Genomic DNA, 21,691 nt, shown 5'->3' on the forward strand with positions numbered 1-21,691 from the left:
GCAGCTTAAGCGTGCCGGCGGCTAGCGGGTACCCTGAGGAGGCCATGCGCCGGATCACCGCCCCAGTTGACGGCCGTCTGTCCGTTGCGATGAGAGCGGGGTCAGCGGCAGAGCATATTGCCGCGGAGCAAAGTCCCTTCGCGTCCGAAGTGCTCACCGGCCGGGTTACCGCACAGCGCTATGCCGACTACTTGCTGCGCTTGCGCGTGGTGTACAGCGCCCTGGAAGAGGCCGTGCGCGCCCACCGCGACGACCCCATGGTTGCCGGCCGTGTACGACCCCGCGTTGGAGCGCCTGGCGGCCATCGATGCCGATCTCAACCATTGGTTGCCGGGCGGCGCCCGCGAGGTCACGTCCCCCGCGGCGGCGGCCTACGGTGAGCGGATCGCCGCTCTGGCGTGGGGTGGCTCGCTGGTGGCCCACCACTACACGCGCTATGTCGGTGACCTCTCTGGGGGCCGGGTCATTGGCAAAGTTCTGGATCGCAGTTTCGGTCTTCGCGGCGCTGGCCTGGCGTTCTACCAATTCCCGGTGCGGCCCAAGCCTTATAAGGACTCCTACCGAGCCCGTCTTGATGCGCTGCATCCCGACGCTGAGCACACTGACCGCATAGTCGACGAGGTCAAGCTGGCCTTCAGGCTCAACCACACGCTGTTCGATGAGCTTGTGCGGCCGCCCCGGGGCAACCCTGCTTAGACCCGCGTCTTTTTGGGACAACCTGGTTTCAGTGCGCCCGGTTGGGGAATTGCTAGCCGCATGGGCTTTCCTGATCAGCAGCAAGAAGTTCCCGGCGTGCAATCCCACATGGACCCCGTGCCCGATTGCGGCGAGCAAAGCTATGTTGGCTCAGGGAAATTGACCGGCAAGCGGGCCGTCATCACCGGGGGAGACAGCGGCATCGGCCGGGCCGCGGCGATCGCGTTCGCACGAGAAGGCGCCGATGTGCTGATCTCCTACCTGAATGAGCACGACGATGCGCGAGAGGTCGCGCGCTGGGTGGAAGATGCCGGCCGTAAGTGCGTCCTGGTTGCCGGTGACCTGTCCGATCCCGCCCACTGTCGGGAGGTCATCGATGAGGCGGTCCGACAGCTGGGTGGCATCGACGTGCTGGTCAGCAACGCCGCGTTTCAGATGACGCACGAGTCGCTCGATGAAATCTCCGACGACGAATGGGACTACACGTTCCGGGTCAATGTCGGCGCCTACTTCTACCTGGTGAAGGCGGCTGTCCCCCACATGGCGCCCGGATCGTCGATCATCGGCAGCTCCTCGGTCAACTCCGATATGCCCTCGCCCACCCTCGCCCCTTACGCGGCCACCAAAGCGGCCATCGCCAACTTCTCCGCGAGCTTGGCGCAGCTGCTGGGCGAGAACGGCATCCGGGTCAATAGTGTTGCGCCAGGCCCGATTTGGACCCCATTGATACCAGCGACGATGCCGTCGAAGAAGGTGCAGAATTTTGGCGATGATGTGCCGCTCGGGCGGGCCGGTCAGCCAGCCGAGTTGGCGGCGGTCTATGTGCTGCTCGCCTCCGACGAGGCGAGCTATATCTCCGGCGCGCGGGTGGCCGTCACTGGCGGCCGGCCGGTCCTGTAGCGCACCCGGACGGGCCGCGCGGGGTGGCCCCGCTCAACGCAGCTGGGGCAGCACCTTGTCGGCGAAGGTGTCGGATGAGATGAGCACGGATTCGCCCAATCGGGCATCGAGACTCACCCCACGGCAAATCGCCACCCGCGCCGGTGTTCAGCGCGTCGGTGACGCGTACCTGCCCGGAACCGCAGGTGTAGGTGCTGCACAAGATATTGGTGCCCGCTAGATACGCGCGTTCGACCTGGAACTCGGTCGTCGGGCACAGCTGAAACGCTCCACCGTTTTCCGCGTCGAGCAGGCACCCGAAAATCGGCATCGAGTCCAGATCGGGTACCGGATACCAGTCGACGGAACCGTCGCGGGCGACCAAGGCCACCGTGCGGCCGTCGCCGATCGCCGCATAGGAGCGCAGGTCTACATAGCCGTCACACCGCTGCGTCACACGACAATCTGTCTGGTGGAGTTTCATTTGCCGGTTCAGCCCCTTTGCAACGTCGGACCTGAGCCCACATACCCGTGGGCGCAGCACTAAAACCGGTCAGTACCCGCTCGCGCTGAGTTACCGGAATTTGACGGCAAGTACGCAGACGTCGTCGTCTCGTGGTGGCGGGGCCAGCGCTGAGGTGAGGCTTTGGCATGCCTCGCGTAGCGACGTGTCCGCCTGCCACCCGGCGATGTGCTGTTGCGCCTCGGCGATGGCGGTTTCCAGGTCGCGGCCGCGACGGTCAATGAGGCCGTCGGTGTACATCACCAAGATGTCGCCGGGGGCGATGGGCACTTGGTCGTGATCGTAGGCGGCGTCGCGCAGTGGCCCCAGCACCGGGCCGCGGCCCCCATCCAGCCGGATAACCTGCCCGCTGCCACAACGACGCAGCAGCGCCGGCGGGTGGCCGGCCGAACCGTAACGCAGTGCGCCAGCCCCGGGGTCGAGGATCGCCACCGTCATGGTGGCGAATTTCCCGTGGCTGGCGTGGCCGGTGAAAATATTCAGCTCGGCAAGCAGCTGGGCAGGTGCCAAACCCTGCACGGCCAGGGCGCGCCCGGCCGCGCGTAGCTGAGCCATGTCTTCCACTGCGCTCAGGCCGTGGCCCACCACATCGCCGACCGCCAGGAGAGTCCGGTTTTTCGGCAGCGACATCGCATCCCACCAATCGCCGCCCAGTCCATGGGCCACGTCGGCGGGGTGATAGCTCACCGCGAATTCCAGGCCCGCGATCTCGGCGGGATGCGCTGGCAGCACGGCCGCCTGCAGTACCGTCGCCCGGGCGTGCTCATCCGCATAGGCGCGGGCGCGCAGCAGTGCTTGAGTGACCATGGAGGCCACCGCCAAGGCATAGGAGCGCTGGGTAGCGTCCAGCGCCTGGGGCTGCGTCCACATCAGCCCCAGCACCCCGATCTGTCGCTCAGCGACAGTCAGTGGCCACACCCCGATCGAGGCCGCACCGGCCTCGGTCATCCAGCGCGCCGTCTGTGGGTACCGCTGTTGGTATTCGGCTGCAGTACGGATCAATACCGGTGTGCCGGTGCGCGCCGCGTCGGAGGCCGCGCTGGATTCGGTCAGCGGCAGCCCGGCACCGAAACGGGTGGCGATGGCTTCCGGATAGCCGGCCAGCTGCACCCACTGCAGGGCGCCGCCGTCGTCGCTGATGACCCCCAGCGTCAGCGCCTGAGCGCCGGCGTAATTGCGCACCTGCGCGGCGGTGACCCGACCGATTTCCTTGGGGGTCAATGCCGCTGCCAACGACTCGCCCAGCTTAGCCAAAGATTGCAGGCGAGTCCGTTCCCGTTGTTCGGCCTGCCGTTGCCGGATGGCGGAGATGCGTCCCGCTGCTTCTTGGCCGATCAGCAGCGCGATCAGCATGATGACGGCAATAAATCCCTGGGTGACAGCCAGCCGGGCCGGGCCCGGCAGCGGCACCACAGCAAACGCGCCGTGGCCGGCTGCGGTCATGAGGTTGGCCACAAACGCCAACACCGCGCTGGCCAGCGCCGCGCCGATTACCTCCAGCCGAAACGCCGCCCAAGCCAGCAGCGGCAGCAACAGCAGTGCCGGCGGCGACGTCAGCGAAAATGCGGCCACTGACAGCGCGGCGGTAAGCACCACCACCGACGCCGCCTCCACCCTTCGTTCGTTGAGGAGCTGGCGCTGGCGCGGCCACAGCAGTGCCGGCGCGCCGACCACCAAGGCACCCAACCCGTCGCCGGCCCACCACCGCGCCACCCCACCCGGCCACCAGATCCCGGCATAAAGCACACCGACCGCCGCGCCCAGCAGCCCGCCGACCAACGGGCCTAGCACACACGCCCCGGCGACGAACCGGGCGAGATCGGTCCGCCGCCGCAGGTCCGGCGCGCCCCGGCACCACCTCCGCACCAGCGACGCACCCACGAGCGGTTCCACCGCGTTGGCCCCGGCAAGCCCGGCAGCAGCCCATATGCCCACCCCGTGGCCGGTGCTGACCACAAGTTCGGCGGCCACGATCGCGGCGACGATCACTGGCCAGCGTGTCCGCTTGGTCAGCAGCAGCGCCGACACCGTAACGCCTGCGGGCGGGAAAAATGCGAACCCCACCGCGGGGCCGAATGACTGCCACGACAACTCGGCGCCCGCCGCAAATCCGATCGCGGCCACACCCGACGAATGCCACGACGACTCCGCGCCAACCGTATACAGCGCTGCGACCAGGGCGAACAGACCGGCCATCGGCCACCAGGCGCCGAGGAAATGGTGGCGGCGCGGCGTTAGCGACATTGCGGACTCCGCGAACATGTACCGCAGCCGCCGTGCCGAGCGCTGTCGACTGTGTCGGCGCGACGTGCACTCGGCGCTGTTCCGCAGCTCACCTGTGCCTACCTACCTTCGGCGCACTGCCGCCGACCATACCCACAGTGCCCCAATCTAGGAAAGTTTCGAGCGTGACCCGATCATAGAGTCTTGGCACACGTCGTCGGACATTGTCAAATGTGTTGACGCTCGCGCTATTTGCTCGACACAAATGTTTGCGAAACGGCCATGTAGGCCGAAAGGCCTTCGCATTGTGACAGCTAGCGCCAGCAATGCGCAGTCGCGCCTGGCGGTTAAGTGTTTGACAGCGGTCTGGCCGGGTAGACGCGCGTCTGGGGTGGTTGTGACCCCGACCAGCGATCCCTTAATGAGGCGGTGCTCCCATGACTGACCCATCCGGCGCCAGCCTACTTTGGCCAACCGTGTCAATGGGTGGCGGCGATGTCGCGATTGATTGCGGTGATGTCGGCTTTCGGGTGCGCGTCGGGCGGCATGCGACGGTGCTGATGATCAATGGCGACATCGACGCTTTCAACGCGGACTGCGTTTTGGAGCATATCCGCTGCTTTGTGCCGGCGGGTCGACCATTGATTGTGGACTTCAGCCGGGTGGACTTCTTTGCTGTCCACGGCCTGAAAAACTTGTTGGAGTTCGGGCAGGAATGCGATCGGTACGGAGCCAATTGGGCGCTGGTGGCCAGCCCGGCGGTATCGCGGTTGCTGCGTGCGGCAAAGGTCGAAAATCGGTTGCCTGCCGCTTTCTCGGTGATCGCGGCGCTGGAGCGGCTTACCCACCCGCCCAGTGCCTGGAGAGGCCATTAAGCAGGTGCGCGACATGTGCGCTCACAACAGGTCGGGCAGCTGGCCGGCGCGCAACTGATACCGGCGCTCGGCATACGCCAGGTCGTCTCGCCACAGCCGGGTGGCGGCATAGCGCATCACCGGTTGGATGAGCGTTGCCGCCTGACGTGCCCGAGCAAATCCGCTACGGCTCGATTGGGCGATCGTCGCCTCGATCACCGCGGTGCGCGGATGCCCGTCATCGCCTAAGCCTATTGGGGTGGCGTGGGTTTCGACGACGCTACCCCATCCCTCGCCTTCGATGATGCGCATCACCACGGTGCGTGCCTGCGGGCAGGTGAACTCGGCGATTACCGGCACCCCGAAGCGACCCATCCGAAAAGTGACCGCGACGACGAAGCGATCGTCGTCGTCGGTGGGCGTGGCCAGCACCTCGAGGCGGGTGAAGGAATACGGGTGAAACCAGGCGCCGTGCCAGGGGTCGAGCCGGTTGGCGATGATGTCCCGCGGTTCGCAGCTGCCGACCAAACTGACTACGGCTGAGAGTGTTTGGCCAGTGGGGCGGTCCGCGATCACCGGCTTATCCAGGGGTTGCTCAGCGCCGGCCGAGTCCAGGCGGACCCAGGCCAGCACGCCGTCGTCGTGGCTGGGTAGGGGCCGCCAGCCGAACTGGCAGCCATCGCTGTCGAGGGCCAACCCGTGCCACCGGCAGATCAGGGTGCCGCGATGGACGGTCCCCGTGGCCAGATCGGCTCCCAGGTGCGGACAACTTCGCGGTCCAACCTGCAATTGGCGCTGCTGGTTACGCCAGGCGACCAGTTCCACGCCGGCCACCGCGATGCCCAACGGGTGATCGACGCGCACCGCGCGGCTGGCCGCGAACGCATACCAATTACCGGTGGGCCGACGTTGCGACCGAGCTAATGCCGCGTTGATGATCGATGGTTTGGCGTCGCGATAGGTCGGGCGCTGCGCACTCCAGGACAACGGCGGGATAGGCTGCAGCGGCCAGTCTTTCGGCCAGAGACGCTGTAGGCGCTCGCTGAGGTTGCTCATCGCGGGCCGCTTGCTCGCGTCGCCAACGAGCGCAGTAGAGCCGAGCGCCCCTGGTTGGGCACGCTGCACAGCGGGTGACCAGCCAGCCCCCACCGTTTCAGCAGCTCGTTGGCCGCTGACCACCCCGTGGTGGCGGCGCGCTCCATTAGGGCCACCGGCAAGTCGATGCGAATCCCATCGCCCGCCAACACCAGATTGGGGTGCGGCGTTGACACTGTGGGGCGCGAGCCGAAAGTCCCGGGCGCAAACAGCGCGCAGTCGCGCCGTTGCAGAGTGCGCTCGTAAACTACTCGGGCCGAAGCTGTTTCGGGGTAGAGCTGGTGTAGGCACTGTGTCACGGCAGCGCGGGGGAGGTCGGATGAGATGGCGTAGGCATGCATTTCGACGACCGAGCCGCGGTGGTGTGTTGCCCACGTGGCAGCTTCTGACTCATAGCGCTCCAGCACGCTGATGTGGTCGAGCGGCTTGTGGCCCGCGGTGCCCAAGAAAGCGGGACGGTCGCGACGTACCGGCGTGTCGAGCCAAATCCGCTGCACCACAAAAGGAGCAGCAGCGCGCAGCCGCGCAATACGGTGCCGCCACTGCTCGCCGCCGAGATTCGGGGAGTTCGCGACGATCCGCTGCAGGCCGGTGACATCGGTGGCCAGTACCACCGCGTGGGCATCCAGATTTTCCCCCGAGTCGGTGTCGACGCAAAATTCTTTGGTGCGGGAAGGGCCCACCTGCAGCACTTCGGTGCCGGTGTGGAACCGCACGCCGCGCTCGGTGAGGTAGCGTTGCAGCGGATTCCACAGGCTTACATCGAAGTTGGCGTTGGTGACATCGAAGACCAGGCCTTCGCTGGAGCCCAAGAAGTAGATGTGGAACATGGTGGCCAGCTCGGCGGCCGACAGTTGGGCCGGGTCGGCGAAAAAGCTGCGGGAGAAGACTTCGAACGCGAGGTGCCGCGCAGCCTCCGGGAAGTTGATGCGGCCGCGCGGGAGTCGCGCACCGAGTATTCGTGCACAGCCAGCTTGCCGCCGGGGCGCAGCAACCTGCGAAACTCGCGTAGTTGGTTGTCAGGATCGGCGACGTTACGGAGCAGATAAGCGGCCAAGATCGCATCGAACGGTCCGGTGACGCCGTGCGGGGCGAGTTCTTCGATGGGGGAGTGCACGAACCGCACCGATGCCGGCCAGGATTTTCTCCGGGCCACATCAAGCATTGCCGATGACGCGTCGACGGCGATGATCTCGGCGGCGGGCGCCACCGCCAGCAGCGCGGCGGTGGAGGCGCCGGTGCCGCAGCCCGCGTCCAGCAGGCGCTGTCCCCGGCCGTGGTCGGGCAACTGCATGCGGAGCGCCGAAAAGCGTAGGTGCGCATGGTAACCGGGGTTGGAACTGACCATGCGGTCGTATGCCGGCGCGCCGGCGTCAAAGGCGCCGGGCACATCGCGGCGGGGCAGGCCCGAGCTGCCGACGCTCATCTTGTGCGGGCTTCCGCGTGAGTCGCTCATGAAGTGGGCCACCGCGCGCGTGGCTGCCCGGCGAGGCCAGCTGGGACCGCTCCAGCCAAGCTAAGGATGGCGGGCAACCTTGAACTCCGTCCACTCGCCGTGCCGAGCCCATACCCGTTTAGCCGCCAACCAAACCGTCCGCGACGGGCCTGGTTGCCGCGTCTAAGGGCGTTTGACGCGGCTATGACTGGGTAGCACTGCGTCGTGGGTCCATCGGTCTACCCGCAGCTCACGGAGGCTATGAAGCGATGATCACGGACAATTCGACACCAGCTCGCATGTTCGGCCGACGCACGGCTGTTCGTCCACGGCGGGCGCGGGCTCACCGGATGACCCGCGAGTTTGCACTAGTGACCGGGGCCAGCTGCGGTGTGGGTTTCGCTGTGGCCAAACGCCTCGCCGAGCGCGGCTACGATCTGATCGTCGCCGATGGTTACCAGGAGATCGACACCGCAGCCGACACGCTGGCTGTCTTGGGTACCGATGTCGCGGCAGTGCAGGCGCACATACACCGCGCTGATCAGGCCCGCCTGCTGCATCGCTGTGCGAAGGCAGCCGACGGACGATTGGTTGTCGCAGCGTTGAGCGTTCCAATCTTGGACGCCTGCTGTCTGGACGACAGCCTGGACAGCGCCCTGAATGCCGTGGACACCAGCGTTCGCGCCACCATGCTGCTGGCTCGTCTGCTGGGCGGGGAGATGGCTGCCAACGGCGGCGGCAGCATTGTGGTGACGGGGTCGCCGGCCGATCCGGTGCCCGGCCTTGACTGGGCGGTCTACACTGCCAGCTCGGCGCTGCTGCGGGCATTCGTTGCGACGTTGCATAACGAGCTCAGGGATTGCGGGGTCAAGGTCACCGCCGTTATGCCTGACCCTTGCGGTCAAGGCGGCGTCGCCGACATCCTCAGTGGTCTGGTGGGGCGAGCAGCAACTTACGATGCGGCGGACATCGCCCGCCAGGCACTCGCGTCGCTCACCAGCGACGACTGGTCGGGCCTCGGCGCCCGGGCAACCGACGCGATGAGCGCGCTGGCCCGGCGACTGATCGGCGATGGCGTGACAAGTCCTGTGCGACATTTGATTTCGCCGACAGGAGCGGCTGTTTGAGCGCAGCCGGGCGGGGCTATCCAGATAGAACAGTTACTGCAGGAAAGGTGGCGTCGGTGCCGAACTCGTCGATCAAGAACGAAAAGCTGTATAAGGATTTACGCAAGAAGGGCGACTCCAAGGAAAAGGCGGCAAGAATCTCCAACGCCGCAGCCGGACAGGGTAAGTCGAACGTCGGCCGCAAAGGCGGCAAATCCGGATCCTACGCCGATTGGACGGTGCCGCAGCTGCGGAAACGCGCCAAGGAGCTGGGGTTATCGGGGTATTCGAGTCTGACCAAAGACAAGCTGATCGCAAAGCTGCGCAACCACTGAGTCAGTCCCGCAGGCGTAGCCGTCTGACCAGCACCAAAAACGCCACCGCGAAGTCGTTGTCGGCGGTCGCTGCCTCAATGCGGTCCCAATCAAGCTGCTCACGCACCGCGCGGACGGCCGGGAGCAGCGTCGCGAAGTTGCAGTGATGCTCGGTGAGGGACAGCAGCTTTTGGATGAGAACCGTCGTGGGAGGCAGCACCGGCATCCAAATGGAGGCCACCACCCGTTCCTCGGCGCCGTCCAGGACGTCCGCGCCGACGGGCACACCGTTGACACGGTGCAGCACGTCGACGACCAGCTCACCGCTACGCGCCTTGAGCAGCCAGTCTTCCGGGGGATGTTCGATGCCGAACCCGGCTTTGGTGAGGGTGCTCTCAGCGGCCGGCACATCAGATTCAGCCACGACGATGTCCACGTCGTGGGTGGGTTCGGGGGCACCGTATGCCCAGAGCGCATAGCTACCCGCCAAGGCGAACCGCGGGCCGTGCTCCTTGAGCGCTGAAGCCGCACCGCGCAGCGCTTCTCGCAGCCCCGAGTAGCGCGCCCAGTCGCCACTCGATGTCACAGTGCTTACGTCCGGAGGCATGCTGTGGGCCCAATCATGGTGCGTAAGGCATACCCCGTTGCGGCGGCAGGCAACCGCTGCGGACGGGCAACCGTTTAGTTGCCCGCGCTAACGGGGTATGCGCAAGCCATGTCGACCACAGCGCCGTGTGCCTACAACGGAGCCGCCGTGGTGATCCCCGGTGTGTCAGCAGGCTACGTCTCATGACGGCCGGGTTGGTCCAGCACTGGTTGGAGTCCGGACGACTAGAGTTGCCGCTACCGGCATCGGGGCACACCAGCGAGCGCTGGCAACGCCTGGCCCAACTGGCTCAGGAAGACATTGCGGCGGCACGCATCGCTGAGGGTCACGTCGATGCCATCGCGATCATCAACGAACTCGGGGGCAAGCCTCCCCAGCCGGGTCAGCTGTGGAGTGTGTGGGCGGCCGAATCTCCCGACGCCGTGCTGAACGCCAGGCACATTGCTGGCGACGAGTTCGTGCTCAACGGCACTAAGGTGTGGTGCTCCGGAGCCGGGTTCTGCACGCATGCGCTGGTGACCGCTCGGGTTGGCGCCGACCAGCAGCGCCTGTTCGCCATTACCGTCACCGACCCTGCCGTTAAACCGTTGCCGAGCACGTGGTGGAACCCCGGGATGGCCGGCAGTGACACGCGCTCGGTGCGGTTCACCAATGTGCACGGGGTTGCGATGGGTGAGCCCGACAACTACCTTTCGCGGCCAGGGTTCTGGCATGGCGCGATCGGGGTGGCTGCCTGCTGGTTGGGAGGTGCGCGCCGGGTCGCTGACCCGCTGTATCGCTGCTCCGCGAGTCAGTCGGCGGACGCGTACTCGCTGGCTCATCTGGGCGCTGTGGACGCCGCGCTTGCCGCCGGCGAGGCCATCTTGGCGCGCGCGGCAGAGCAGGTTGACTCCGATCCATTTGACCGGGCCGGCACCGCACAGTTGCTGGCCCGCCGGGTTCGCGCCATCGTGGAGCACGCCGTGGACGAGGCCATCACCCGAACCGGACGTGCCCTGGGGCCAGGACCGCTCTGCGAGGACGGGCGCCACGCTCAGCGGGTTGCCGATCTGACCATCTATATCCGGCAAAGTCACGCTGAGCGCGACCTGGCCGAACTCGGGCGACTCGCTGGCCGGCGTGCCGCGTCGTGAACGTGCTGATGCCCTGATTGCCAAGGGATTGCGATGCGAGTGGCGACGTTCAACATCTTGCACGGCCGCACTGTCGGAGACGGGGTAAATCTGCAGCGGTTGCAGGACAGTGTGCGGTGCCTTGACCCGGATGTGTTGGCACTCCAAGAAGTCGATTGTGAACAGCCGCGTTCCGGGCGGGCGGATCTCACGGCGGTGGCCGCCGAAGCCATGAACGCGGTGGATCATCGGTTCGTGGCCGCGGTTTCGGGCACCCCCGGAGCGACCTGGATGGCGGCAACCGGTCATGAGCAACCCGGCGCCGCAGCCTATGGGATCGCTTTACTGTCGCGTTACCCGGCGGCCGGCTGGCAAGTGGTGCGGCTGCCCCGTATTCCGGTGCGCTTCCCGATGTATCTGCCGGGTCCCAAGCGGGTGATGATCGTCGACGAGGAGCCCCGCGCAGCGGTCATTGCCCGGCTACGCACCCCGCTAGGTCCGATGACGGTGGCCAACACCCACTTGTCGTTCGTGCCCGGCTGGAACCGCTGGCAGCTGCGCCGGCTGGTCCGTGCGGTGCGGGCGCTGCCCGGCCCCCGATTGCTGATCGGGGACCTCAATGTGAAACCAGCTGCGGTGCAACGCGGCTCAGGGATGCGGTCGTTGGCGACCGCGCCAACGTTTCCGGCTTTTGACCCCGACCGTCAACTCGACCACATCGTGACTGACGATCACGCTCTTCGTGGCAGCGCGGCAGTGGCAGAGCTGATGCCAATTTCGGACCACCGGGCTTTGGTCGTCGAGCTGGACCGGCTCTAGACCCGGCTGCGGCGAATCAGCGCTCCTGGCTGCGTGCCTCGGCCCCAGTCTCTCCGCTGCCGAAGTCGTCGTCGGCGGAGGCGCGCCCGACATAACTGCCATCGTCGTCGCGACTAGCGCGGGGCTTGGCCACCTTCGGGTCGGCTGCCACGTCGGACTCCGCCCTTTCGGACTCACCTCGGGTCATCTGAATCCCTTCTGTGAATTGGCGCGGCTACGGTAAGCAATCTTGCGCGGCAAGCAGTTTCGCGCTCATATTGCGCTCCATCATCCTCAGCGCGGCGCGTGCCAGCTCCGCGTCGATGTGCGCCACGGCATCTGGGGGCACCACGACGTCGAAATGACGGATGTAGCCGTCGAGCGCGCTGTAGAGAATGCATTGCTCGGTGACTTGGCCGGTGAGGATGATGCGCCTCGTCTTGAGTCGCTGCAGCAAGTACTCCAGCGCGGTGGAATAGAAGACGCTGTGACGCACCTTGGTGATCACCCGGCAGCCGGTTGGCGGCACCAGCGGCTTGACCAGGTCGGGACGTTCGCCATGCAGCGCGGCAGCAATGATGGCGTGATGGTCGGCGGTGAAGTCACCGTGGTTGTCGTTGACATAGATGAGGTCGACGCCGCGCCGTTCGGCGTTGCCGACCAGCTTGACCAACGGGTCGATGATCGCAGCGGCGCTCGTCGCCAGTTGTTCGGCGTCGGGATGACGGTAGTCATTGAACATGTCGATGACCAACAACGCGGTATCGCTCACCGTTGAGTAGTACCCATAAGACGGTGACTAATCACCGGGTAGGCGCCGATCGGTTTAGCCGACCGGCATTCGGGTAGCCCGATTGGGATGTCCGGGCAATCGCTGGGCATCGTTGCCGGCCGAACTACAGCATCTGGTTCGAAGCATCTTCCGGCGACCTAATACCCACTAAATAGGGAGTAAGACATGCGTAAGACCCTTGCTGTTGTCTCAGCCACCGGAGCTCTGCTGTTCGGCGGCGCCGGAGTGGCACATGCCACCGCGCCGAGCGAGCAACCGTTGTCGGCGACGACGACAACGCTGGCGGACCCCGACAATAGCCAACGCGACGACGACAACTCAGGTCTGTGGGGACTGGCCGGGCTTCTCGGTCTGGCCGGCTTGGCCGGGCTGCTGCGGCGTGACCGGCACACCGCGGGCAACGCGACGTCAACCCGCGTTACCGGGCCCGCGCCGCGGGCCTAGCGTTGTAACTAGCTGGCCCCTACAGTCAAGCGACTGTAGGGGCCAGCTGGCATCGGTCTCACTCAACCGTCAGCTGATGCCGACCACCTCTTGCGCGATAGCCGCTAGGCGTGTCTGAGCGGCGGACACCACCCGGGGGCGGTTCTTATGCGCCTCCTCGTAGGCCACAATCGTGCGCACATCTGCGGGGGCGGTGAGCTCCCGGATTGCGGCCACTGCATCGCCCTGGTTGAGCTCGTCGTAGTCGGCGATCGGAAGCTCATCGGCGTTGAGCGAGCCGCTGGCGCGACGCGCCGACCGGATGGCATCGGCGGCTTGATCGCTGCCGTTGTCGCGGATCACCCGCTCCGCGCTTTCCAAGGCGGCGTTGCGGGCGGCTATGGCCGCCTTGGCCGCTACGTCCCCGGCGTGCGCGCCGCGGCTGACCCAGTCATTGAACGCCGGACGGGTCGCACGAACCGCCTCGACCGCGCGGTCGACTCCGCGGGCTGACCAATTGACCGGCAGGTTGACCAATTTGACGATAGATCCGGCGGCCGCTTGCAATGGGGTGCGGCGCAGGGCGGCCGGACCGCCGAGAGCATCTTCGGCCAGCACGGTGGTGAGCCAGTCCACCGTCGCGGAATGAGCGGTGATCAGGCGGTCCGCGAGATCCTCGATCTCCGGGTGTTTGGCGGCGACCGCCAGCGCCTTGAGGTAGCGGGAGCGATCCAGCAGCTGGCCTTCGAGCGCAAGGTCACCCAACAGCGCCTCGCTCAACGGCTCGGCCTGCTCAGTAAGCGCTTTCACGGCGGCGGCGGCGCGACCCAGGAACGGACCCACCACGTCGGGAAAGCCGCCGAGGTCACGTATCGCAGTTTCGATAGCCGCGGCGCGGGTTCGGCCATTCTCGGCGTTCTGCGTCAACTCGCGGCGCACCGCCTCGGTACGCGCCTGCACGACCCGCGTTTCGGCAACCTGGATTTCGGTATGCGTCAGGTCCAGCACCGCGCGTAACTGGGCAATGACAGCGTTAATGTTGGTTGTAGTCACTTAGTGAGATTCCTCCCTTGGGGATTGGTGTCGTTCTTATCTCGGTTACCCCAGCAGGGCCGGGGGTAACCGTCCGCGCCGGGATTGGCGACCGTGTTGCCGCAAACTGTTCAGCTGGCGCAGGTTTGGGCGGTGTCGTAATGGCCATAGCGGTATGGTGGCGACGATATCGATGCCTGCGTCTATGCCGACGCCGCCCTCCATCACCAGGCTGGTTCGGGGGCCCTATGGCCGCGGGTTTCCCTTCTGGTATTCGCGTCGTTGTACGCCCGACGCGGCTATCATGTTGTATTACAAAGTGTGCGTAGCACTTTCGGTTCCGGCTGGGTTTTCGAGCCGGTGGTTCGCGAGGCCGCCGATGGCGCCGACACCGTGGCGTGGATGCGTCGGCAGCCGTGGTTCACGGCCCAGCACGCGGTGCAGTTCGGCCGCACGCGGCTGATACTTCCGGTCGCAGCACATGACAGCGGTATTGCGCAGGTTGACCATTCGGCTCACGTCGCATCACACGTCGTGGCACCGGCGGCATCGAGATCCGCTACTGGGTTGGATCGTCGTGAGGAGCGGCGGTATGCGCCGGATGTCCTGCAGTCCGCCGCCGTTCTTTCAGCTGCGCTTCATAGACGTGGCGACGCCCGCCGGTGAGGCGGGCGCGCACCAGCTCTTCGATTTCCTGGAAGCACCGATAGTATCCGTCGTCGTAGTCGTCGACGACCTGAAAGCTCCACCGCCCGGGCAAGACGTTGCGACCGATCAGCTCACGGCTGACTTGCTCGGCCAGATCAGCTTCGCCCAGGTCGTGCAGCTGGGCCACAGCTTCGTCGAGTTGGAGGTCGGCACGTCCGGTGAGCTGGTGAAAGCAATAGAGGTGCCCCCGGGCCCGCTCGATGGTCTCCAATGCTTCGGACAGCTTGCCGGCTGCCTGGATGGCGAGGTCTTCAGTATCGCGAGTCACGGCTGTTCATTCCCGAGCCAGCTAACGGTCGCGTGATCAGATCTCTGAAGTATCTTGGTCGTCAATGTCGTTCCCATCCCTGGTTGTGGCTCATGGCATTCCCGCTGCGCGACGAGTCCAACCGTGCCGGCGTGATTGACCTCGCTCAGTGCTAAGGCTCTAGCGAGAGCCCTTGTAAGGCAGATTGTTTGATTTTCGCGATGCCGGGTAGCCGGGCCAACTATGACGAGCAACATCACAGCGGCGATCGACGTGCGCAAGCCGATCGACACCGTATACAACCAATGGACCCAATTCGAGTCGTTTCCTGAGTTCATGGAAGGCGTGGAGCAGGTCCAACAGCTGGATGACACCCACCTCGCGTGGCGAATCAAAGTCGGGCCCGCAACGCGGGAGTTCTACGCCACCGTCACCGAGCAGCACCCTGAGGAGCGGGTCGCGTGGCGGTCCGACGATGGACCCACCCACGCGGGGGTGGTGACGTTCCATCGCATCAACGACGACACAACGCGAGTGACCACTCAAATCGATATCGACCCAGACGGATTCGTCGAAAACGTCGCCGACAAACTGGGGATCCTCGATCGACGCGTGCACGGTGACCTTGAGCGATTTAAAGAGTTCATCGAGCGCCGTCCTGGCGAGACCGGGGCATGGCGCGGCGACGTAGCGCGCAGCTGAGCAGATATGGGTCAGCAGCTACCTGGGCTGTCAACCGGCGGGTAGCGGCGGCGGGATCACAGGCAATCGGCGCAGACCGGAAGCTCGCCGCGCTTGCTACGCAACCGGCTGCGGTGTTGCACCAAAAAGCAGCACGAGCACGTGAACTCGTCGGCGCGCTGGGGGATCACGGCCACCGAAAGCTCTTCACCCGACAAGTCCGCACCGGGCAGCTCGAAGAAGGGGGCATCGTTGGGGTCGTCATCGACGACCGTGGTAGACAACGTCGGCAAGACGGGGGTCAGCTGACCCATATCCGACGTGTCTGCGGTCTCGGCGTCGGGCATCCGGCGTGCGTCGTAATCGCTAACGGTCGGCATGGGCATTCCTTCCTGCTGAGTGACCGGGTTAACCAGCCGAGTAGTCACCCGTGGCACAGTCAATACCCCGTTCTGACGTAGGCCACACCCGACAATCAGCTGGAATCACGCGGTTGCCAGTGGCGGGCCCGGGTGCGGGCCACAGGTCCGCCTTGACCTTGCCGGAGACGCGGTGTTGTGTCGTTAGCGTGGCAGCGTCGGCGCCTTCGGCACATTCGGCGGATGTTGGGCGCCGGCCCCCCGGCTTACCCGCCCCGCGTGGCTTTCGTACGGCATGCGCGGCAGCGTATGCCCTTGCCTACCTGATAGCTGGCGATCGCCGGATGCTTCGGCTGGTCCGTCGCTATGGACCGATCATGACGATGCCGATTCTGAGCATGGGCGAGGTTGCGATCGTCTCGGATCCCGAGCTGGTGAAAGAGGTCTTCACCGCTCCTGCAGACGTCCTGCTCGGCGGTGAGGGCGTGGGACCTGCGGCAGCGATTTACGGTTCCGGGTCGATGTTCGTTCAGGAGGAGCCAGAGCACCTGCGCCGACGCAAACTGTTGATACCGCCCCTGCACGGTGCCGCGTTGAGTAGCTACGAGCCAATCATTGCGGACTGCGCCCGCGCGGCCATGCGTAGTTGGCCCGTGGACCGCCCGTTCGAGCTGCTGGCGGCGGCGCGGGCACTGATGTTGGACGTGATCGTCAAGGTCATCTTTGGCGTCGAAGACCCGGGCCAAGTACGCCGCCTGGGCCGTCCGTTCGAGCGGCTGTTAAACCTCGCTGTATCAGAGCAATTGACGGTTCGCTACGCGCTGCGTCGCTTCGGCGCGCTGCGGGTCTGGCCGTCGCGTGCGCGAGCCAGGAAGGAGATCGACGACGTCGTTATGCCGCTGATCGCCCAACGGCGAACCGACCCGGGTCTGCGCGAGCGCCGCGACATTTTGGCGTTGCTGATGTGCGCGCGCGACGAGAATGGGGAAGGGTTGTCCGACAGCGAGATTCGCGATGATCTGGTCACCTTGGTGCTGGCCGGGCACGAAACCACCGCCACAACGCTGGCGTGGGCATTCGATCTGTTGCTGCATCATCCCGACGCGCTGCGGCACGTGCGAGAGGAAGCCGTCAGCGGCGACGACACGTTCACGACGGCGGTGATCGACGAGACGTTGCGGGTTCGCCCACCCGCGCCCTTCACCGCGCGGGTAGCGGCGCAACCGTTTCCCATCGGGGGCTACCTGGTCAACGCGGGAACGCGCATCGTCATCCATATCATCGCCATCAACCGCAATCCCGACAGCTACCACCAACCAAACGAGTTCCGGCCGGAGCGCTTCGTGGGCGCACGACCACAAACCTATGCGTGGGTCCCGTTCGGCGGGGGCGTCAAACGCTGCCTGGGCGCCGCATTTGCCATGCGGGAACTCGTCACGGTGCTGCAGGTGCTGTTGCGTGAGGGTGAGTTCAGCGCCGTCGACGAGCTGCCGGAGCGCATCGTGCGGCGCTCCATCATGCTGGCGCCCCGCCACGGCACCAGAGTGCGGTTCCGGCCCCGGCTCCAAGAATCCTTTTAGAACCTTCCAAGAGCCGGATCGCACGCTCTTCGCCAGTGCCAGCGACGGGCAGCGACGAAGGGAACCGCGAATATGACCGCCATGACCTACCAGCCAACGGCTATTGCCGGCGCGTCGGAGCACGACTCCAACATGTACGCGTCGGCGTCCTTCGCGTTCGCCGTCGGCGGCGCGGTGGTGTTGAGCGTCATCTGCGCCATTGCCGCGCTCGCCCAGGTTAAAGAGCGCGGGGAAGGCCGTGGCGAAGCGATCGCGGGCCTGGCGATCTCAGCCGGCTGGGTCGCCTTGGTGTTGGCGTTGGCCCATTGGCGCGTCATCTAACTGAGCTATCCAACGGTCGGCGCGATATGCCGTCCCGGTGGCCCGGCGCTACCGCGTGCGGCGAACAACGCCCCATGCGGCCCCGTCCTAGCACGGGGCTCACTTATCAAGGGCGATTCATGATGTCTCGGATCTGGTCGCAGACGTATACGCGACTGTATTGCTGACCGGTCGACTCACGTAGCACACCGAGGCTGACTAGCGTTTCGATGGCGTTTCGGGCAGGCGGGTAGGTGACGCCATGTAGTTCCGCTGCCCTCGAGATGGTGATCACCGGGTAGCCGAGCAAGCTCTCGGCAATGTTGTTGACGACGCCGCGAGCCCGAATTCGCGCCAATTTCTGCCGAAGATCCGTCTGGAATTCCAACAGCTCCTCGATACGCTGGACCCCGTCGTCGGCCTGATGATGTATTGCCTCACAGAAGAACGCCACCCAGGGATCAAAGTTGCCGGTCTGACTGATCGCCAGCAACCGGTCTTTGTACTCGTCTTTGCGTTGTTCGAGCCACGGCGAGATGTTGAGCACGGGGTAGGTCAACGCTTCAGCTGACACGAGCTGCAGCGCGATGATCAGACGGCCCAGCCGCCCGTTTCCATCGGAGAAGGGGTGCAAGGTCTCAAATTGGTAGTGAGCCATCGCGATCTTGATGAGCAGTGGCAGATCGTCTTCTCTGTGAATCCATTTCTCCCAGTCGGAAACACCCTTCATCAGCTCTTCCCCTGCTGGTGGGGGCACGAACCGAGATGCTTCGATACCCAGACCGCGTTCGCCGATGTAGACGTTGGTCTCGCGCAGTCGACCGCTGTCGTAGCTATCGCCTCGAGTTCCCCGTACAAGAATCTGTTGGAGTGGTGCGATTACGTTGAGACAGATCGGTTTCTGCTCGATCAGTAGCAGAGCCGTCTCTGCGGCGCGGACGTAGTTGAGAACCTCGCGAACCTCCGCCCGACGATTCGCCTCATCCACGAAGTCTGCTTCTAGAACTTCGTCGAGGGTCGCATAGGTTCCCTCAAGCGCCGATGTGCTCTGCGCCTCGCGGCGCAGGGCCGGGCGGACCAAGAGGCCGGGATTGGGAAGTCGCTTGACCGCGAAGTCGAGTCGGCCGACCGACATGCTCGCTTCGGTTGCAATTTTGTGAGTTGCCATCGTGAGGTCGACGTCTTCCGGTAGCGGATGCGGCACGAACGCAACGTGGGCATAGTCACGCTTCATGTAAGCATCGTGACCAGAGATCGGGACCAGTCGGCCCACCGGAGAGCCGCTGAACCTGTCTATCTGCACTTTTATAGTTTAGCCTATGATCCTATAATTCTTACCGGGACATTTATAGGTAGCGTTAACTTGCCCGGAGCAATCTATAGTATTCGGCCGATTCCTATAATTACACCGCTGAGATCTATAGGAAGATCTGGGCGTTTTCCGTCACAGCAAGGGAAACCACCGGCCGCGCCCACGGGTAGCGCCGCCGTGCTCCCCAATGCTCAGGCAGTGGTGCCGGGCGCGGTCGCTTCGTCGGTCACATAGTGGGTCACGCCTGTCACACCCCTGGGACGCTGCTGAACGAGCCCTGTTTCATCTGGTCGAAGACATCCCGAGTTGTGATGCTCGGTAACCGGCCACGGCGTCGTGCATACCAGCGAGTGACATCACAGGACCCCGGCCGCTTGGCCAGGGCCTTGTCTGCAGAGTCGGGGTGGCGGGATTTGAACCCACGGCCTCTTCGTCCCGAACGAAGCGCGCTACCAAGCTGCGCCACACCCCGCTTGAAGCCACGACAGCCTATCGCACCGGCCGGCTGACTCGCCAAACGGCAAGGATCAGCTCCAAATGCAGGAGCGTTCAAACTCGACCAACGCCTGGGCGGGTTCGGTCGGATCGAGCCCTTGGGCGCTAACCCAGTCGTCGTCGAAGTAGGTGTCGGCGTAGCGGTCGCCACTATCGGCGAGCAAGGTGACCACCGAACCGCTGCAGCCCTCGGTGACCATCTCGGCAAGCAGGCCGAACGCGCCCCACAGGTTAGTGCCCGTGGACGGCCCGACGCGGCGGCCTAACACCGCGCTCACGTGGCGCGCGGCCGCGATCGACGCGGCGTCGGGAACCGACACCATCCGATCGACCACGCTGGGCAAAAACGACGGCTCGACGCGCGGTCGGCCGATGCCCTCGATACGGGACGACGTGGGCATCACGATGTCGGACCGGCCCTCGGCATAGGCAGGGAAGAACGCCGAATTCTCCGGGTCTACCACGCACAACCGGGTCGGGTGCCGTCGATAACGGATGTAGCGGCCGATCGTCGCGCAGGTACCGCCGGTTCCCGCGCCGACCACAATCCAATCCGGTATGGGGTGCTGTTCCTCGCCCATTTGCGCGTAGATCGACTCGGCGATGTTGTTGTTGCCGCGCCAGTCGGTGGCTCGCTCAGCATTGGTGAATTGGTCCAGGTAGTGGCCGCCGGTCTCGGCGGCCACGCGTTCCGCCTCGGCGTACACCTGACTGGAATTTTGCACGAAATGGCAACGGCCACCCTGTGCTTCGATCAGCGCCACCTTGGCGGTGCTGGTCGCTGCCGGCATCACGGCAACGAACGGCAGACCCAGCAGGGACGCGAAATAGGCCTCCGACACCGCGGTGGAACCCGATGACGCCTCCACCACCGTGGTGTTCTCGTTGATCCAGCCGTTGCACAGCGCATACAAAAAAAGCGAGCGCGCCAGCCGGTGTTTGAGGCTGCCGGTGATATGCGTGGTCTCATCTTTGAGATACAGCGCGACGTCAGCATCGGCGCACCACGCGGACGGCAGCGGGTAGCGCAGCAAGTGGGTGTCGGCGCTGCGACGGGCGTCCGCCTCGATCAGTCGAATCGCATTGTCGGTCCACGTGCGTGACAGGCTGCGGACCGCGATGTGGGCCCGATCGTTCAACGCACTGACACGCTTGGATGCGAACGGCCCAGGTTGCTGCTCGAATCCCGGCCGCCCGTCGGGGCGGCGATCAACGTCAGCAGGGTCGCCTCGGGTCGGCAGCAAAACCGCACCGGAGCAAACGGTGAAGTCCCCATCCCGGCTGAGACATGCAAGCGCATACTAGGGCCCCACTGGGAGGCCCCCTTGGCTCGGGAGCGATCCAGGCCGCAGTTGGTGACCAGCGCCCCGTAGAACGGCAAGCACAGCTGCCCGCCGTGGGTATGGCCGGCCATCACCAGCTGGTAGCCGTCGGCGGCGAAGCGGTCCAACACCCGCGGCTCCGGCGAGTGCGTCAGCCCCAGCCTCAGATTCGCCGCCGGGCTCGCCGGGCCGGCAATCGTGTCGTAGCGGTCCCGATCGATGTGTGGGTCATCCACGCCGGCGGCGGCGATGTGCAGCCCCGCCACCTCGAACTCGTGGCGGTTATGGGTCAGGTCCAGCCAGCCTCGCTCGGTGAACGCCGCCCGCAGGTCCTGCCAGGGCAAGGGTGTCCCGCGGACCCGGTGCCCCGGATTGATGACGTAGTTTGCCGGGTTCTTCAGGCGCGGCCCGAAGTAGTCGTTGCTGCCGAAGACGAAGACTCCCGGCCGGTGCAGCAGGTCGCCGAGCGCTTGCACCACGGCCGGCACCGCCTTGGGATGAGCCAAGTTGTCCCCGGTGTTGACTACGAGGTCGGGCTCCCAACCGGACAACTCGCGCAACCAGGCTTGTTTACGGCCCTGGTTGGGCAGCATATGCAGGTCACTGATGTGCAGGACCCGTAGCGGTGTGGAGCCCGGACTCAAGACGGGCATGGTGACTTCGCGCAGCACGAACGCGTTGCGTTCGATGAACGCGGCGTAGCCGATCCCGGCGACGGCCGAGCCGAGCGCTACCGCGCCGGTGCGCAACAGGGCGGACAAGACAGCCATGCACGCAGCCTACTGCCGGTTGGGGGC

The 21,691-nt window shown here is 65.3% G+C and carries 24 protein-coding genes, 1 tRNA gene and 2 pseudogenes; 12 read left to right on the top strand and 15 right to left on the bottom strand.

Annotated elements, in window-relative coordinates; genetic code table 11:
• Nucleotides 1-44: 44 nt before the first annotated feature.
• Nucleotides 45-696, top strand: a pseudogene (locus F0Q45_RS05850) (biliverdin-producing heme oxygenase).
• Between the two features lie 60 nt (nt 697-756).
• On the top strand, nt 757-1,596 hold the full coding sequence (locus F0Q45_RS05855; protein ID WP_149653044.1) for an SDR family oxidoreductase: 840 nt from the start codon (nt 757-759) through the stop codon (nt 1,594-1,596).
• Here the strand turns inward: F0Q45_RS05855 and F0Q45_RS05860 are convergent.
• Both F0Q45_RS05860 and F0Q45_RS05865 read right to left on the bottom strand, forming a co-directional pair.
• Nucleotides 1,571-2,032 (bottom strand): trehalase-like domain-containing protein, encoded by a 462-nt coding sequence (locus F0Q45_RS05860; RefSeq protein ID WP_149653045.1) that lies wholly within the window; start codon nt 2,030-2,032, stop codon nt 1,571-1,573. The genes F0Q45_RS05855 and F0Q45_RS05860 overlap by 26 nt on opposite strands.
• Before the next feature lie 117 nt (nt 2,033-2,149).
• On the bottom strand, nt 2,150-4,342 hold the full coding sequence (locus tag F0Q45_RS05865; RefSeq protein WP_262490886.1) for a SpoIIE family protein phosphatase: 2,193 nt from the start codon (nt 4,340-4,342) through the stop codon (nt 2,150-2,152).
• 416 nt (nt 4,343-4,758) lie between these two features.
• Between F0Q45_RS05865 and F0Q45_RS05870 the strand changes: the two genes are divergently transcribed.
• Entirely contained in the window at nt 4,759-5,196 is a 438-nt protein-coding gene (locus tag F0Q45_RS05870; protein ID WP_149653046.1) for an STAS domain-containing protein, read from the top strand.
• 21 nt (nt 5,197-5,217) lie between these two features.
• Here the strand turns inward: F0Q45_RS05870 and F0Q45_RS05875 are convergent, their stop codons facing one another.
• Genes F0Q45_RS05875 through F0Q45_RS05885 form a run of 3 tightly spaced genes read right to left on the bottom strand, consistent with a single transcriptional unit; the run spans nt 5,218 to nt 7,696 of the window.
• The gene (locus tag F0Q45_RS05875) at nt 5,218-6,231 is read right to left on the bottom strand and encodes a DUF5914 domain-containing protein (RefSeq protein WP_149653047.1); all 1,014 of its coding nucleotides are present in this window, start codon (nt 6,229-6,231) and stop codon (nt 5,218-5,220) included.
• Entirely contained in the window at nt 6,228-7,124 is an 897-nt protein-coding gene (locus tag F0Q45_RS05880; RefSeq protein WP_373424928.1) for an FAD-dependent oxidoreductase, read from the bottom strand. The genes F0Q45_RS05875 and F0Q45_RS05880 overlap by 4 nt, the downstream gene beginning before the upstream one ends.
• Nucleotides 7,028-7,696 (bottom strand): class I SAM-dependent methyltransferase, encoded by a 669-nt coding sequence (locus F0Q45_RS05885; protein WP_149653084.1) that lies wholly within the window; start codon nt 7,694-7,696, stop codon nt 7,028-7,030. Before F0Q45_RS05885 ends, F0Q45_RS05880 begins: the two co-directional genes overlap by 97 nt.
• Before the next feature lie 359 nt (nt 7,697-8,055).
• Here F0Q45_RS05885 and F0Q45_RS05890 point away from each other — a divergent pair, with 359 nt between their 5' ends.
• Both F0Q45_RS05890 and F0Q45_RS05895 read left to right on the top strand, forming a co-directional pair.
• The gene (locus F0Q45_RS05890; protein ID WP_188112807.1) at nt 8,056-8,832 is read left to right on the top strand and encodes an SDR family NAD(P)-dependent oxidoreductase; all 777 of its coding nucleotides are present in this window, start codon (nt 8,056-8,058) and stop codon (nt 8,830-8,832) included.
• Between the two features lie 56 nt (nt 8,833-8,888).
• Nucleotides 8,889-9,146, top strand: a complete 258-nt coding sequence (locus F0Q45_RS05895) for a DUF7218 family protein (protein WP_149653050.1) — start codon at nt 8,889-8,891, stop codon at nt 9,144-9,146.
• 1 nt (nt 9,147) lies between these two features.
• Here F0Q45_RS05895 and F0Q45_RS05900 read toward each other — a convergent pair whose 3' ends face one another.
• Entirely contained in the window at nt 9,148-9,711 is a 564-nt protein-coding gene (locus F0Q45_RS05900; RefSeq protein WP_262490887.1) for a nucleotidyltransferase, read from the bottom strand.
• A gap of 203 nt (nt 9,712-9,914) precedes the next feature.
• Here F0Q45_RS05900 and F0Q45_RS05905 point away from each other — a divergent pair, with 203 nt between their 5' ends.
• Both F0Q45_RS05905 and F0Q45_RS05910 read left to right on the top strand, forming a co-directional pair.
• Nucleotides 9,915-10,865, top strand: coding sequence for an acyl-CoA dehydrogenase family protein (locus F0Q45_RS05905; RefSeq protein ID WP_149653052.1), 951 nt, complete (start codon nt 9,915-9,917; stop codon nt 10,863-10,865).
• Nucleotides 10,866-10,898: 33 nt separating this feature from the next.
• Nucleotides 10,899-11,663: an endonuclease/exonuclease/phosphatase family protein gene (locus tag F0Q45_RS05910; RefSeq protein ID WP_149653053.1), complete on the top strand. Its 765-nt coding sequence runs from the start codon at nt 10,899-10,901 to the stop codon at nt 11,661-11,663.
• 16 nt (nt 11,664-11,679) lie between these two features.
• Here F0Q45_RS05910 and F0Q45_RS27530 read toward each other — a convergent pair whose 3' ends face one another.
• A complete protein-coding gene (locus tag F0Q45_RS27530; protein WP_188112808.1) occupies nt 11,680-11,850 on the bottom strand; it encodes a hypothetical protein in 171 nt (56 codons plus the stop codon).
• 27 nt (nt 11,851-11,877) lie between these two features.
• Nucleotides 11,878-12,414 (bottom strand): cysteine hydrolase family protein, encoded by a 537-nt coding sequence (locus tag F0Q45_RS05915; RefSeq protein ID WP_149653054.1) that lies wholly within the window; start codon nt 12,412-12,414, stop codon nt 11,878-11,880.
• Nucleotides 12,415-12,600: 186 nt separating this feature from the next.
• Between F0Q45_RS05915 and F0Q45_RS05920 the strand changes: the two genes are divergently transcribed.
• Nucleotides 12,601-12,879 carry a WGxxGxxG family protein gene (locus F0Q45_RS05920; protein ID WP_149653055.1) on the top strand — a complete coding sequence of 93 codons (279 nt, stop codon included), beginning with the start codon at nt 12,601-12,603 and terminating at the stop codon, nt 12,877-12,879.
• Between the two features lie 69 nt (nt 12,880-12,948).
• Here the strand turns inward: F0Q45_RS05920 and F0Q45_RS05925 are convergent, their stop codons facing one another.
• Nucleotides 12,949-13,911: a ferritin-like domain-containing protein gene (locus F0Q45_RS05925; protein WP_149653056.1), complete on the bottom strand. Its 963-nt coding sequence runs from the start codon at nt 13,909-13,911 to the stop codon at nt 12,949-12,951.
• A 202-nt stretch (nt 13,912-14,113) separates the two neighbouring features.
• Here F0Q45_RS05925 and F0Q45_RS29065 point away from each other — a divergent pair.
• Nucleotides 14,114-14,322: pseudogene (locus F0Q45_RS29065) on the top strand (CocE/NonD family hydrolase); the annotation flags it as partial.
• 127 nt (nt 14,323-14,449) lie between these two features.
• Here F0Q45_RS29065 and F0Q45_RS05935 read toward each other — a convergent pair.
• Nucleotides 14,450-14,866, bottom strand: coding sequence for a hypothetical protein (locus F0Q45_RS05935; RefSeq protein ID WP_149653057.1), 417 nt, complete (start codon nt 14,864-14,866; stop codon nt 14,450-14,452).
• 222 nt (nt 14,867-15,088) lie between these two features.
• Between F0Q45_RS05935 and F0Q45_RS05940 the strand changes: the two genes are divergently transcribed.
• Entirely contained in the window at nt 15,089-15,547 is a 459-nt protein-coding gene (locus F0Q45_RS05940) for an SRPBCC family protein (protein ID WP_149653058.1), read from the top strand.
• Between the two features lie 56 nt (nt 15,548-15,603).
• Here the strand turns inward: F0Q45_RS05940 and F0Q45_RS05945 are convergent, their stop codons facing one another.
• Nucleotides 15,604-15,906 (bottom strand): DUF4193 domain-containing protein, encoded by a 303-nt coding sequence (locus tag F0Q45_RS05945; RefSeq protein WP_149653059.1) that lies wholly within the window; start codon nt 15,904-15,906, stop codon nt 15,604-15,606.
• A gap of 119 nt (nt 15,907-16,025) precedes the next feature.
• Here F0Q45_RS05945 and F0Q45_RS05950 point away from each other — a divergent pair, with 119 nt between their 5' ends.
• Nucleotides 16,026-17,465, top strand: a complete 1,440-nt coding sequence (locus tag F0Q45_RS05950) for a cytochrome P450 (protein WP_149653085.1) — start codon at nt 16,026-16,028, stop codon at nt 17,463-17,465.
• A 72-nt stretch (nt 17,466-17,537) separates the two neighbouring features.
• The gene (locus F0Q45_RS05955) at nt 17,538-17,786 is read left to right on the top strand and encodes a hypothetical protein (protein ID WP_149653060.1); all 249 of its coding nucleotides are present in this window, start codon (nt 17,538-17,540) and stop codon (nt 17,784-17,786) included.
• Between the two features lie 106 nt (nt 17,787-17,892).
• Here F0Q45_RS05955 and F0Q45_RS05960 read toward each other — a convergent pair whose 3' ends face one another.
• The 4 genes from F0Q45_RS05960 to F0Q45_RS05975 form a co-directional block, all read right to left on the bottom strand.
• On the bottom strand, nt 17,893-18,999 hold the full coding sequence (locus F0Q45_RS05960; protein ID WP_262490888.1) for a Fic family protein: 1,107 nt from the start codon (nt 18,997-18,999) through the stop codon (nt 17,893-17,895).
• 476 nt (nt 19,000-19,475) lie between these two features.
• A tRNA-Pro gene (locus F0Q45_RS05965) sits at nt 19,476-19,549 on the bottom strand.
• Nucleotides 19,550-19,604: 55 nt separating this feature from the next.
• The gene (locus F0Q45_RS05970) at nt 19,605-20,711 is read right to left on the bottom strand and encodes a PLP-dependent cysteine synthase family protein (RefSeq protein ID WP_188112809.1); all 1,107 of its coding nucleotides are present in this window, start codon (nt 20,709-20,711) and stop codon (nt 19,605-19,607) included.
• Nucleotides 20,708-21,664 carry a metallophosphoesterase gene (locus F0Q45_RS05975; protein WP_149653062.1) on the bottom strand — a complete coding sequence of 319 codons (957 nt, stop codon included), beginning with the start codon at nt 21,662-21,664 and terminating at the stop codon, nt 20,708-20,710. The genes F0Q45_RS05970 and F0Q45_RS05975 overlap by 4 nt, the downstream gene beginning before the upstream one ends.
• Between the last annotated feature and the right edge of the window lie 27 nt (nt 21,665-21,691).

Origin of the sequence: Mycobacterium simiae (genome assembly GCF_008370645.1) — a bacterium.
In the GTDB taxonomy this organism is placed as follows: Bacteria; Actinomycetota; Actinomycetes; order Mycobacteriales; family Mycobacteriaceae; genus Mycobacterium; species Mycobacterium simiae_A.

Excerpts from the sequence above, each read along its gene's own strand:
- F0Q45_RS05855 (WP_149653044.1), top strand. The coding sequence starts at position 757 with ATGGGCTTTCCTGATCAGCAGCAAGAAGTTCCCGGCGTGCAATCCCAC.
- F0Q45_RS05865 (WP_262490886.1), bottom strand. The coding sequence starts at position 4,342 with ATGTCGCTAACGCCGCGCCGCCACCATTTCCTCGGCGCCTGGTGGCCG.
- F0Q45_RS05870 (WP_149653046.1), top strand. The coding sequence starts at position 4,759 with ATGACTGACCCATCCGGCGCCAGCCTACTTTGGCCAACCGTGTCAATG.
- F0Q45_RS05875 (WP_149653047.1), bottom strand. The coding sequence starts at position 6,231 with ATGAGCAACCTCAGCGAGCGCCTACAGCGTCTCTGGCCGAAAGACTGG.
- F0Q45_RS05885 (WP_149653084.1), bottom strand. The coding sequence starts at position 7,696 with ATGAGCGTCGGCAGCTCGGGCCTGCCCCGCCGCGATGTGCCCGGCGCC.
- F0Q45_RS05890 (WP_188112807.1), top strand. The coding sequence starts at position 8,056 with ATGACCCGCGAGTTTGCACTAGTGACCGGGGCCAGCTGCGGTGTGGGT.
- F0Q45_RS05905 (WP_149653052.1), top strand. The coding sequence starts at position 9,915 with ATGACGGCCGGGTTGGTCCAGCACTGGTTGGAGTCCGGACGACTAGAG.
- F0Q45_RS05910 (WP_149653053.1), top strand. The coding sequence starts at position 10,899 with ATGCGAGTGGCGACGTTCAACATCTTGCACGGCCGCACTGTCGGAGAC.
- F0Q45_RS27530 (WP_188112808.1), bottom strand. The coding sequence starts at position 11,850 with ATGACCCGAGGTGAGTCCGAAAGGGCGGAGTCCGACGTGGCAGCCGAC.
- F0Q45_RS05920 (WP_149653055.1), top strand. The coding sequence starts at position 12,601 with ATGCGTAAGACCCTTGCTGTTGTCTCAGCCACCGGAGCTCTGCTGTTC.
- F0Q45_RS05940 (WP_149653058.1), top strand. The coding sequence starts at position 15,089 with ATGACGAGCAACATCACAGCGGCGATCGACGTGCGCAAGCCGATCGAC.
- F0Q45_RS05945 (WP_149653059.1), bottom strand. The coding sequence starts at position 15,906 with ATGCCGACCGTTAGCGATTACGACGCACGCCGGATGCCCGACGCCGAG.
- F0Q45_RS05955 (WP_149653060.1), top strand. The coding sequence starts at position 17,538 with ATGACCGCCATGACCTACCAGCCAACGGCTATTGCCGGCGCGTCGGAG.
- F0Q45_RS05960 (WP_262490888.1), bottom strand. The coding sequence starts at position 18,999 with ATGAAGCGTGACTATGCCCACGTTGCGTTCGTGCCGCATCCGCTACCG.
- F0Q45_RS05975 (WP_149653062.1), bottom strand. The coding sequence starts at position 21,664 with ATGGCTGTCTTGTCCGCCCTGTTGCGCACCGGCGCGGTAGCGCTCGGC.